We start from the raw sequence: 11,320 nt of genomic DNA, 5'->3' as shown, positions 1-11,320 counted from the left end.
CGGGGCGGTCAGTTGATCCGTTCGACCACGTAGTCGGCGAGGTCGATCAGCATATCGCGCAGGTCATGCGCGGGCAGGGTGCCGAGTGACGCCTTGGCCTTGTCCGCCCATGCGATGGCGTCGCGCTTTGTCTCTTCCAACGCGTTGTGCTTGTGTAAAAGGTCTAGCGCGTGGTCGAGGTCGCCCTCGTCTTGCTGCCCCTTTTCGATGGTGCGCGACCAGAAGGCGCGCTCTTCCGAATCCGCCTTTGCGACAGCCTTGATCACCGGCAGTGTCAGTTTGCGTTCGCGGAAATCGTCGCCCACATTCTTGCCAGTGGCGGACGACTGGCCCTGATAGTCCAGCAGGTCATCGACAATCTGGAACGCGATGCCAAGTGCGTCGCCATAGTCGAACAGGGCCTGCGTTGTTGCCTCGTCCTTGCCAGCGATCACGCCGCCCACTTCCATGGCAGCCGAGAACAGGGCCGCGGTCTTGCCCCGCACCACTTGCAGATAGATCGCTTCGTCGGTGGCAAGGTCTTGGGCCGCAGTCATTTGCAGCACTTCGCCTTCTGCGATGGTGGCGGCGGCGTCTGACAGGATGCGCAGGACGGAGATGTTGCCGGTTTCGGTCATCAGCTGGAAGCTGCGGGCGAACAGGTAGTCGCCGACCAAAACGGAAGACTTGTTGTCCCACAGCAGGTTGGCCGTGGGCCGTCCGCGCCGTTGAGCGCTTTCATCCACCACGTCGTCATGCAGCAGCGTGGCCGTGTGAATGAATTCAACTGTGGCGGCCAGATGCACATGGTAGGGCCCCGGATAGCCGCACAGATGCGCTGAGGCGAGCGTGAGCATGGGCCGCAGCCGCTTGCCACCGGCTTCGACCAGATGGCGTGTTACCTCGGGGATTCGGGGCGCGTGTTCCGATGCCATGCGGTTACGGATCAGGTCATTCACACCCTCCAGATCTGCCGCAAGATAGCTGGCAAGCCGGTCATGCGGCTTTGCGATTGTGGACGCGTCCATCACTTTCCCCATAGCACCCCTCGACAGTTAGGCCGGTGTGCCCCTACATCCATGATATGAAGGAACTTTTGCGCAGCACCGACCCGACGATCATCGCCTTTGCCTCCGCCCTTCTTGAGGGCGAGGATATAGACTGCTTTCAGATGGACGTAAATATGAGCATCCTCGAAGGTGGGATCGGAATTTTCCCACGGCGCCTGATGGTGCGGGACGATGATTATGATGCCGCTTTGCGGGTTGTGACCGACAATGACATCGACCTTGGACGCTGACCTGACCCACGATGCCTTTCTGGGTGGGCGGCTGCATTTGTGGCAACCGCGCGACGGGTATCGGGCGGGCGTTGATCCGGTGTTGCTGGCTGCCTCGGTGCCTGCGCGCGCGGGGCAATCGGTGCTGGATCTTGGGTGTGGCGTTGGGGCTGCGGCCTTGTGTCTTGGCGCGCGGGTGTCCGGGTTGGAGCTGGTCGGTGTCGAACGGCAGGCCGACTATGCCACACTTGCGGTACGGAACGGCTTGCAGGCTCATGCCGCCGATCTGACGGATATGCCCGCAGAGCTGCGAGATCGCAGCTTTGATCATGTTCTGGCCAATCCCCCCTATTTTAATCGTGCGGCGGGGCACGTGGCCGATGATTCGGGGCGCGAGGCGGGGCGCGGTGTTGAGACACCTGTTGCGGCATGGATCGATGCGGCGGCGCGACGGCTGCGGCACAAGGGCTACCTGCACATGATTCACCGGGCCGAGCGGCTGCCGGACCTATTGGCTGGTGCTGCTGGGCGGTTGGGCAGCCCCGAGATCTGGCCGCTTTGCCCGCGGGTCGGAAAAGCGGCAGAACTGGTGATTTTCCGGGCGCGCAAGAACGGGCGCGCAGATTTTCGCCTGCATTTTCCCGTCGTTTTGCACGAGGGCACGCGGCACGAGAGGGATGGCGAAAGCTATACCCATGAAATTCAGTCGGTTTTACGTAAAGGCGCTGCGCTGCATCTTTAATCCGGCGTTGACCATACATACATTTTGTAGGTCCACATGCTGCGCCTGCGGCGTGACTTATGAGCAAAGCTGTGCTTGGCTGTGGAGGCAACTTTATCAGCAAGGAGGACTGCATGAGCGTGATCGCCCATCTCGAGGAGTTGAAAAAGAAGCACCAGACCCTGAGTGATCAGGTTGAGACGGCCCAACGATCGCCGGGCGTGGATCAGATCGAAGTGGCCACCATGAAAAAGCAGAAGCTGAAACTGAAAGAGGAAATTACCCGACTTTCGAGTTAGGGCACCCCCTTCAGGCTGGCGCGGGCTGCCAAGAGCGCTCCGCCAGTGATCAGGATGGCCGCAAGGGCCAGTGACCAGCTGGGCGCAGCAACGCCAGCCAGTATCAGGACTACAGTCGACAAGAGCGGCGCCGCGTAAGAAGCGGTGCCGAGCATCTGGATATCGCCGCGTTTCACGCCGATATCCCAGACATAGAAGGCAAGCCCCACTGGGCCGAGGCCCAGCAAGATGGCGCTTGACCATCCCAAGCTACCCAATGGCCATACCGTTTCTTCCAGCATCAGGTGTAGCGGCACCGAAAGAATGGCGCTCGCCACGCAAAACACGGCAACGGATGCTGTCGGCACAGTGCCAAAACGGCGTGACAGGACGGAATAGCTGGACCAGGTGACGGCGCACGCCATGGCGAGCAGGTAACCGGGTAGGGCACCCGCATCGAACCCCGTGGACCCGCCGGTGACAATCAGCGCGGCCCCCGCAAAACCGACCACCGCCCCCAGCACGTGGCCAGTGCGGAGTGTTTCACCCGGCAGCAGGCCGGAAAACAGAACGATCAGCAGGGGCCAGAGATAGGCGATCAGGCTGGCCTCTGCCGCAGGGGCAAGGCGCAAGGCCGAAAAATAGAGCGCGTGATAGCCGAACAACCCCAATGTGCCCATGACGTAGACGTAAAGGGGCACGGTCCGCAGTTGGCTCAGGCCGCCACTGACGGCGGTCCAGATCAACCCAAGTGTTCCGCCGATGGCAAAGCACAGCGCGTTCAACAGGAATGGCGGCGTCGGCGCCGAGCCGACAGTCAGTAGGGCCAAGACGCCCCAAAGCAGCACAGCCACGAAGCCGATCATGGTGGCGGTGCCGCGTGTCATGCAGCTTGAAAATCGGATGAAGGTTTACGGATCATGCGGTCGGTGATGTAGCTTGTCTTGTCGATCTCGACGATCATCCAATCGAGGAAGGCTGCGATGTGGGGCCGGGTTTCGGCTCCTTCGGCGCAGAGAAACCGGAAACGCACGCCGGTGTCCAGCGCGTTCGGCCAAGGAGCCACAAGGCGACCGTCATGCATGTCCTTAACCACCAGTGACCGCCGACCCAACGTCACACCCATTCCTGCCAGTGCGGCATCAACCGCGTGGTCGGCCTGGCTGAACCGGGCACCGTGGGTTGGGGCAAAGTCGATCCCCATCATCCGAAACCATGTGCTCCAGTCCGCGCTTGGACGCAGATTGACGATGCTGTCGTCAAAGATCAGCGGCGCGTCCTTGAGGCTTTCTGGCGTCGGGTATTGCGCGGCGAGTTCGGGTGTCATCACCGGACAGACCCATTCCATCGCCAGCAGTTTGCTGAACATGTCCTCGTCCTTGCCGGTTCCAAAGCGGATGGCAACATCGACCCCGTCGCGGTTCAGGTCGACCATCTTTAGGGATGCCGAAAAGTGCAGTTCGATCTCGGGATGGGCTTGCGCAAAATCATAGAGCCTTGGAGCAAGCCATTTGGCGGTGAACGCTGGTCCCGCGGTGACGGTTAGCGTTCCTGTGTCCAATGTCCTCTCGGCAGCGCGCCAGGCGGCTGCCAGGGTCTGGAATCCATCAGCCATGCCGGGTGCCATGGCCCGACCGGCTTCCGTCAGCTCCACAGCGCGGTTCAGCCTATGAAACACTTGGGTGCCCAGATATTCCTCAAGCGATTTGATTTGAAAGCTGAGGGCGGCGGGCGTGACATGCAGCTCTTCCGCGGCCTTTGCAAAGGACATGTGGCGGGCCGCGGCATCAAAGGCACGCAACGCGGTCAAAGGGGGAAGGCGGTCAGGCATATTCACTTAAGTACAGCTTAAGTGAAGTTATGGAAAGTCTCGTTTGTGGGCTTTCATAAAAGGGCGCATATTGATCCCAATTCAGAAACGCTGATCCATCAAAGGATACCGCCCATGTTAGAGACATCCGCACACCCCGCCATCCGCCAAGGTTTGGAACGCGCCCATGCGGAGCGTGGCGCAGCCCTTGCAGACGCCTGGAACTGGTTGTTTGGGGGCAAGACTTCCCGCTGATGCGCGCGCGGCATCTTACGGGATAAAGAAGGGCCGGTGCATCGCTGCACCGGCCCTTTTTATGTCGGAATGGCCTGACGTCAGACGAAGAACTGCGCGCCGTTTGCCGAGATGGTCGAGCCGTTGATAAAGCCCGAATCGTCCGAGGCGAGGAAGACAACGCAGCGCGCGATTTCTTCCGGTTCACCCAAGCGGCCCGCCGGGATCTGGCCGATAATGCTTTCGCGCACTTTCTCAGGCACGGCCATGACCATTTCCGTCGCGATGTAGCCGGGGCAGATGGCGTTGGCGGTGATGCCTGCGCGCGCGCCTTCCTGGGCCAGAGACTTCACGATGCCCAGATCGCCAGCCTTGGTGGCGGCATAGTTCACTTGTGCGAACTGGCCTTTCTGACCGTTGATGGAAGAGATCACGATGACACGGCCAAACTTGCGCTCGCGCATGCCGGACCAGACGGGGTGAACAGTGTTGAACACGCCGGTGAGGTTGGTGTCGATAACCTGATGCCACTGTTCCGGCGTCATTTTGTGGAAGGGGGCGTCGCGGGTGATGCCCGCGTTTGCCACGACGATTTCGATGGGCCCCAAGTCAGCTTCGACCTGGGCGAGGCCCGCTTTCGATTCGTCGTAGTCGGCCACGTTCCATTTGTAGGTCTTGATGCCAGTCTCGTCCGTGAACTTGGCGGCAGCCTCGTCGTTGCCCGCATAGGTGGCGGCGACGGTGTATCCTGCGTCTTTCAGGGTTTTCGAAATGGCCTCGCCGATACCGCGGGAACCGCCGGTGACAAGTGCTACACGGGACATGGGGAGAACTCCTTTTGGGTGCGTTTCGCATTGTTTCGCTCAAATGCGGTCTGGGCGCAACAATATTACGCACCTACTTTGGCCTTGAGCGAATTTTGATGGGGAAGGGGTAGGCGGCGCCGTGCGGCACCGCCTTGATCTGGATCATTCGCGTTCGAGGCACATGGCAACGCCCATGCCGCCGCCAATGCACAGCGTGGCAAGGCCCTTCTTGGCGTCGCGGCGCTTCATTTCGAAGAGCAGAGTGTTGAGGATACGTGCGCCCGAGGCACCGATTGGGTGGCCGATGGCGATGGCGCCACCGTTCACGTTCACGATCGACGGATCCCAGCCCATGTCCTTGTTCACGGCGCAGGCTTGGGCGGCAAAGGCTTCGTTGGCTTCGACGAGGTCGAGATCCTCGGGCTTCCAGCCTGCTTTTTCCAGCGCTTTGCGCGAGGCGTAGATCGGGCCGACACCCATGATCGACGGGTCAAGGCCCACGGTCGCATAGCTGGCGATGCGTGCCAGAGGCTCGATCCCCCGCTTTTCGGCATTCTCTGCGCTCATCAACAGGGCGGCGGCGGCACCGTCGTTCAGGCCGGAGGCGTTGGCGGCTGTGACCGACCCATCCTTGGTGAAAGCGGGGCGCAGTTTCTGCATGGCTTCCATGGTTGCGCCGTGGCGGATGTATTCGTCGGCATCGACCACGATGTCGCCCTTGCGGGTCTTCACGGTGAAGGCGGTGATTTCATCGCCGAACTTGCCAGCCTTCTGCGCGGCTTCGGCCTTGTTTTGCGAGGCAACGGCGAATTCGTCCTGCATATCACGAGTGATCTGCCATTGGTCGGCAACATTCTCCGCCGTTTGGCCCATATGGTAGCCGTTGAAGGCATCCCACAGACCGTCGCGGATCATGGTGTCGATGTACTTCATGTCGCCCATCTTGTGACCGGCGCGCAGGGCTGCGGCGTGGGGACTGAGTGTCATGTTTTCCTGGCCGCCAGCGGCCACGATGTCGGCATCACCCAATGCGATGTGCTGGGCGCCGAGAGCGACGGCGCGCAGACCCGAACCGCAAACCTGGTTGATGGACCAGGCGGCGCTTTCCTTGGGCAGGCCGGCGTTGACATGTGCCTGACGGGCAGGGTTCTGACCCTGAGCGGCGGTCAGCACTTGGCCGAGAATGGTTTCGGAAACCTCGGATTTTTCGATACCTGCGCGGTCCACGATCGCTTCGAGAACGGTTGCGCCAAGATCATGGGCGGGGGTGTTGGCAAATGAGCCACCAAAGCTGCCAACGGCAGTCCGGGCGGCCGAAGCGATGACGATGTTGGTCATAGGGTCGGGGTCCTCTGTCAGTTTCCTTGAGGACCAATCCGAGACTTTGCACGCCGGTGCGGGCCTCAGAATGGTCCCGCGCTGCGTGTGCAGTATCGGATTCGCTATGACGCGACAACTGACGTTATGTCTCAGGCGCGCATGCCAGCCTTCTGTGCTCCCACGCCCTGACCAAAGAGCCAGTCGGGGCGAACCTGGGGTGCCTGGAAATAGAAGCCCTGCAAACAGTCGACACCCATCTGTGTCAGCACTTCGACGTCTTCTTGCTGTTCGACCCCTTCGGCCACAACTAACATGTCAAAATGATGTCCGATCTGGATGATTGCAGCGGTCAGTGCCTGCGTGTCCGGATCGTTGGCAATGCCATTGCAGAACTGCATGTCGATTTTGAGCACGTCAAAAAAGAAGTCCTTGAAGTAGCGCAATGCGGTATAGCCCGCACCGAAATCGTCAAGCGCAAAGCAGATCCCCTTGGTACTGAGCCGATCCATGAAATCCACGACCAGTTCAGGTTGGTCCATGGCCGACCCTTCGGTTATTTCCAGAATCAGCCGTTCACCGACCGAGGGATCCTTTTTAAGCCACCGGTTCAGCGTCTGCATCCAACGCTGGTAGCCGATAGAGCGGGCAGACATGTTGATAGACAACCGTATCGATGGATTTTCATTCAGCGTGCGCAGCCCCATGTTCAGCGCCACCACGTCAATCTCGCGCCCAAGTTCGGTACGCTCAACAACGGGCATGAAATCCTTGGCCGGGATGATGCGTCCCGTGTCGTCCATGACCCGGATCAGCCCTTCGTAAAAGCCGACGCGGGATGGATCGTTGGCGATCACGACCGGTTGGAATGCAAGCAAGGTCTGCTGATGTTCGACCGCTTGTTCGACCATCGCCAGCGTGCTGCGGTCACGCGACGATACGGCGGCATTCAGCGGATTGTCCGCGCCAACGGGCACGTTTGAGAACCGGTGTTTCGTCATGGGCTGGCAGCGACCCTTGTGCTTGAAAACTGCTGCCAACATTGTGCCCAAGCTGTAAAAACTGTCTTAATGTTTGCATTTTGTTCCAATTTTAGTTGTTAATCAAAACAAGGGGGATTTGGCATGGTGCACCGCTGTGGGTGGGAGGGGGAAGCCCCCGACTACGTCGCCTATCATGACACCGAATGGGGGGTGCCTGAACATGATGCGCAGGCCCTGTGGGAAAAGCTGATCCTTGATGGATTCCAAGCTGGACTGAGCTGGATCACCATCCTGCGTAAGCGCGATGCCTTCCGCGAAGCCTTTGCTGATTTTGACCCGGCTGTCGTCGCCGAGTGGGGCGAAGATGATGTGCAACGTCTGTTGGCCAATCCCGGCATCATCCGCCACCGTGGCAAGATCGAAGCAACGATCAACAATGCCCGCGCCTATCTCGAGGTTAATGCGACTGTAGGCTTCGATAAATTTCTATGGAATTATGTGGATGGTGCGCCGCTTCAGACCAACTTTGCCAGCCGTGATCAGGTACCGCCCAAGACGAAACTGAGCGAGCAGGTGTCCAAGGATTTGCGGGCCCGTGGCTTCAAGTTCGTGGGGCCCACGATCGTCTATGCTTTCATGGAAGCAACCGGGTTGGTCAATGATCACATCACCCCGTGTTTCCGCCATGCCGAATGCGCTGCCATGGGTGGGCCGAAGTAGCCGTTGACTCTGTCAATTCTGGTCGTATAAGCGCGGCTTCATTGGTGTTGGTGGCCTTCGCAAGAAGATCCCTGTCGTCCCGGCCAAATCCGGGGAGAGGACAACGCCCTTTGGAAACCTGAACCGAAGGAGATCAGCCGTGACAAAACGCACGTCTGCCAAGTACAAGATCGATCGCCGCATGGGCGAAAACATTTGGGGCCGCCCCAAATCCCCCGTCAACCGTCGTGAATATGGCCCCGGCCAGCACGGTCAGCGCCGCAAGGGCAAGCTGTCCGACTTCGGTATTCAGCTGCGCGCCAAGCAGAAGCTGAAAGGCTACTACGGCGACCTGACCGAGAAACAGTTCCGCCGCATCTATGCCGAAGCGGTACGTGTCGGCGGTGACACCGGCGAAAACCTGATCGGTCTGCTGGAGCGCCGCCTCGACGCGGTTGTTTACCGCGCGAAATTCGTGGCAACCGTCTTTGCCGCCCGTCAGTTCGTGAACCACGGCCACGTGCGCGTGAACGGCCGCAAGGTCAACATCCCCTCCTACCGCGTGAAAGAGGGTGACGTGATCGAGGTGCGTGACCGTTCGAAGCAACTGGCAGTGCTGTTGGAAGCAACACAGCTGCCCGAGCGCGACGTGCCCGACTACATTGACGCAGATCACTCGAAAATGACCGCCACCTTCACCCGCACCCCCACTTTGGGCGACGTGCCGTACCCGGTGATGATGGAACCAAACCTGGTCGTCGAATTCTACGCCAAGAACTAAGACGCTGCGGGACTATCCCGTCGTCAGATTTCAAAGGGTCGCCTGCATTGGGCGGCCCTTTTTCATGCGTTTTCGATGGTGATCCCTTCGTGCGCGATCTCGATTCTGTCGACGGCGATTTCGTTGCCCTCTGCCTTGAGGTCGGTGCCTGTGATCTTTGTGGGAAAGGCGTTCATCACCCGCCAGACCATGGTCGGCGTACCGCTTCCATCACGCAGTGAAATGGTCAGGTCCTGACGCTTGATCGTGTTCATCTTGATGCCGCTGAACCAGTCCCAAAACGTTTGACCCCGTGTGAAGACACCCTTTTTGAGGGTCAGGTTACCGGTCTTGCGGAGGCCGGGCATCTTGATCGTGGAAAAGACCTTGCTGTTGCCTGCGCGATATTCAATGGGCTGGCTCTCGACATCGAGACCGCTCACCTCCTGAAATGTCATGTCCTCGCCGGCCATCGTAACTTGGAAATAGAAGGCTGGTAGAGGCCAGATGCTTTGTGATTGTGGGCTGTCATCATCGGTCATGGCGCAGTTCCTGTCGGATGGAGGTGGCGCTACTGTAGCAAGCTTTCAGTTCCGTTGTGGTTTCATGTCACAGGGTAAGGGCTGGCATGCGTCAATAGAGTGACCATGGACAGCCAAAGGAGTGCCACATGTTTTCCGCACCGCGCGTCACCGCCACCCAATTGTCCGCCGACAGTGCCTTGCACGGGCATATGCAGCGGGGTGATTTTCTGGATTGCTATTCGGTTTCGAGCACGACCAGCCCGCGCGCGGCAGCCGAGATCATCACGGCCTTTCCGGGTTGGGCGCAGATATTGGTTAGACTGCGTGGCTTGATCACAACCCCGTTTGGCTTGTCGCAGGATGGGCCAGACGCCGCTGACAAGCTTGGGCCATTTCCTGTGGAGAGCGAGACGGGGACCGAACTAATCGCCGGGTTCAACGACAGACATCTGGATTTCCGGGTCAGCGTTCGGTCCGAGGATGGTGTCGTTTCGCTGGCAACCTGGGTGCATACGCACAATATGGGCGGGCGGCTTTACTTGGCCGCGATCATGCCCTTCCACGTTCTGATCGCACGGGATGCGCTTGCCCGCGTGGCCCGCGCCCCTGCGACACCGCCGCACCCGGCTTAGGCCGACCAGCTACTTGTCGTCCCAGAAGGTGGGGGGCATGTCGTGCAGCAATTCTGCTGCCTTGTCCTCGATCCAGTCCTGCCGAGCATCTGTTGACCACGTGCCAGCATCCGGTTCATCTGCGATAAGCGCGTGTGCGAGTTTCATGGCTTGCGCGTATTTCAGGTCTTCGATCCGTGCCTCAGGCACGATGGCATAGACAAACCGCGCGCCCATGGCGGCGGCCAGCTGTTCCATCTGCTTGATCGAAACGGCTCCGTCCTGTTCGCTGCGTTCCGCCTGATACACCGCGTTTCGACTTACACCCTTGCGTCGTGCCACCTGTTCTGCAGACATGCCCAAAGCATGGCGGACCGAAGCGATCCAACCTTTGTCAGGCACGGCAACATCGGACACTTGGCTGGCCGTACGATCAATCATCCGCGCAAGGCGGCGGCGGTGGAGAAAGTCCGGCATGGTGTGCGCTCAATCCCGTGTGAAACCGTGGCTGGTACAGATGTTAGATAGGTATGAATAAAAAAAATACAATTTCTGCACATAAATACCTAACAATTTTTTTATCAGCGACTATATGGATATGGAAATGAAAGACATGATTGCACTTTTCCTATCGCCCGAGAGCGCCCCGTTTGCCATCGCTTTGGCCGTGGTGGCTGGCTTGTTTGTCCTTGAGATATTGAGCGCCGTTTTGGGCGGCACACTCATGGGCCTTGGCAGCGACGCGCCAGATATTGACGTGGATGCGGACTTTGACCTGTCGGTGGAATTCGCGGCTGACATTGATCCCGGTGTGGATGCCGTCGATGCCGTGGATGCGGCAGAGATGCCTGACATTGATGCGGGTGCTCAGTCCTCCGGGCTGTTCACATGGATCGGTGCGCGCGACGTGCCCTTCCTGATCTGGCTTGCGTCATTCCTGACCATGTTCGGCCTGTTTGGCCTGATCCTTCAGTCCTTTGTCGCGGGCCTGTTCGGGCAGGGGCTGCCTGCCCTCATCGCCTCGGCTGTTGCGGCTGTCCCGGCGCTGGCCGTGACCCGCGTTATCGCCAACTGGGTGGCCCTGATCATGCCCAAGACGGAAACAAGCGCCACGCGGGCCCGGTTTCTTGGCGGCTATCACGGCACGATCACCCAAGGCACCGCTGCGCGTGGTCGCCCGGCTGAGGTCAAGATCAAGGATCGGCACAACAACATCCACTACCTTCGGGTCGAGCCGCTTCATGATGATGATGTTTTCCCCAAGGGCAGCGATGTCACGCTCATTCGCAAGCGTGGTGACAAGTTCTTCGTGATCTGAC

The 11,320-nt window shown here is 59.5% G+C and carries 15 protein-coding genes; 7 read left to right on the top strand and 8 right to left on the bottom strand.

The features are described 5' to 3' along the window. Positions 1–8: 8 nt before the first annotated feature. Positions 9–1,007: a polyprenyl synthetase family protein gene (locus AC53L6_RS18840; RefSeq protein WP_496908942.1), complete on the bottom strand. Its 999-nt coding sequence runs from the start codon at positions 1,005–1,007 to the stop codon at positions 9–11. 56 nt (positions 1,008–1,063) lie between these two features. Between AC53L6_RS18840 and AC53L6_RS18835 the strand changes: the two genes are divergently transcribed. From AC53L6_RS18835 to AC53L6_RS18825, 3 genes are all read left to right on the top strand, one after another. Next, the gene (locus AC53L6_RS18835) at positions 1,064–1,279 is read left to right on the top strand and encodes a putative signal transducing protein (protein WP_299204945.1); all 216 of its coding nucleotides are present in this window, start codon (positions 1,064–1,066) and stop codon (positions 1,277–1,279) included. Further along, positions 1,257–2,000 carry a tRNA1(Val) (adenine(37)-N6)-methyltransferase gene (locus tag AC53L6_RS18830; RefSeq protein WP_496908941.1) on the top strand — a complete coding sequence of 248 codons (744 nt, stop codon included), beginning with the start codon at positions 1,257–1,259 and terminating at the stop codon, positions 1,998–2,000. The genes AC53L6_RS18835 and AC53L6_RS18830 overlap by 23 nt, the downstream gene beginning before the upstream one ends. Positions 2,001–2,113: 113 nt before the next feature. Further along, positions 2,114–2,278, top strand: coding sequence for a YdcH family protein (locus AC53L6_RS18825; RefSeq protein ID WP_299204951.1), 165 nt, complete (start codon positions 2,114–2,116; stop codon positions 2,276–2,278). On the opposite strand, the gene yddG is transcribed toward AC53L6_RS18825, so the two are convergent. From yddG to AC53L6_RS18800, 5 genes are all read right to left on the bottom strand, one after another. Then, positions 2,275–3,144: an aromatic amino acid exporter YddG gene (yddG, locus tag AC53L6_RS18820; protein WP_299747240.1), complete on the bottom strand. Its 870-nt coding sequence runs from the start codon at positions 3,142–3,144 to the stop codon at positions 2,275–2,277. The genes AC53L6_RS18825 and yddG overlap by 4 nt on opposite strands. Then, on the bottom strand, positions 3,141–4,088 hold the full coding sequence (gcvA, locus tag AC53L6_RS18815; protein WP_299204957.1) for a transcriptional regulator GcvA: 948 nt from the start codon (positions 4,086–4,088) through the stop codon (positions 3,141–3,143). The genes yddG and gcvA overlap by 4 nt, the downstream gene beginning before the upstream one ends. Before the next feature lie 314 nt (positions 4,089–4,402). Further along, positions 4,403–5,125 (bottom strand): acetoacetyl-CoA reductase, encoded by a 723-nt coding sequence (phbB, locus tag AC53L6_RS18810; protein WP_496908940.1) that lies wholly within the window; start codon positions 5,123–5,125, stop codon positions 4,403–4,405. Positions 5,126–5,269: 144 nt separating this feature from the next. Further along, positions 5,270–6,445 (bottom strand): acetyl-CoA C-acetyltransferase, encoded by a 1,176-nt coding sequence (locus AC53L6_RS18805; RefSeq protein WP_496908939.1) that lies wholly within the window; start codon positions 6,443–6,445, stop codon positions 5,270–5,272. Between the two features lie 131 nt (positions 6,446–6,576). Continuing rightward, entirely contained in the window at positions 6,577–7,425 is an 849-nt protein-coding gene (locus AC53L6_RS18800; RefSeq protein ID WP_299604424.1) for an EAL domain-containing protein, read from the bottom strand. Positions 7,426–7,548: 123 nt separating this feature from the next. Between AC53L6_RS18800 and AC53L6_RS18795 the strand changes: the two genes are divergently transcribed. Then, complete coding sequence (locus tag AC53L6_RS18795) at positions 7,549–8,127, top strand: DNA-3-methyladenine glycosylase I (protein ID WP_496908938.1); 579 nt, start codon at positions 7,549–7,551, stop codon at positions 8,125–8,127. 139 nt (positions 8,128–8,266) lie between these two features. Then, positions 8,267–8,887: a 30S ribosomal protein S4 gene (rpsD, locus tag AC53L6_RS18790; protein WP_299204972.1), complete on the top strand. Its 621-nt coding sequence runs from the start codon at positions 8,267–8,269 to the stop codon at positions 8,885–8,887. Positions 8,888–8,949: 62 nt separating this feature from the next. On the opposite strand, the gene AC53L6_RS18785 is transcribed toward rpsD, so the two are convergent. Further along, positions 8,950–9,408, bottom strand: coding sequence for a phage tail protein (locus AC53L6_RS18785; protein ID WP_299747250.1), 459 nt, complete (start codon positions 9,406–9,408; stop codon positions 8,950–8,952). Positions 9,409–9,536: 128 nt separating this feature from the next. On the opposite strand from AC53L6_RS18785, the gene AC53L6_RS18780 reads away from it, so the two are divergent. Further along, on the top strand, positions 9,537–10,022 hold the full coding sequence (locus tag AC53L6_RS18780) for a DUF2867 domain-containing protein (protein ID WP_299204978.1): 486 nt from the start codon (positions 9,537–9,539) through the stop codon (positions 10,020–10,022). A gap of 9 nt (positions 10,023–10,031) precedes the next feature. Here the strand turns inward: AC53L6_RS18780 and AC53L6_RS18775 are convergent, their stop codons facing one another. Further along, on the bottom strand, positions 10,032–10,478 hold the full coding sequence (locus AC53L6_RS18775; protein WP_299204981.1) for a helix-turn-helix domain-containing protein: 447 nt from the start codon (positions 10,476–10,478) through the stop codon (positions 10,032–10,034). Positions 10,479–10,605: 127 nt separating this feature from the next. Here AC53L6_RS18775 and AC53L6_RS18770 point away from each other — a divergent pair, with 127 nt between their 5' ends. Continuing rightward, positions 10,606–11,319, top strand: coding sequence for a YqiJ family protein (locus AC53L6_RS18770; RefSeq protein ID WP_496908937.1), 714 nt, complete (start codon positions 10,606–10,608; stop codon positions 11,317–11,319). Position 11,320 lies beyond the last annotated feature (1 nt).

The organism is Tateyamaria sp. LSS28, assembly GCF_059611725.1.
Note: the sequence above shows the minus strand (reverse complement) of the source record. Positions and strands in the feature narration are given on the sequence as shown.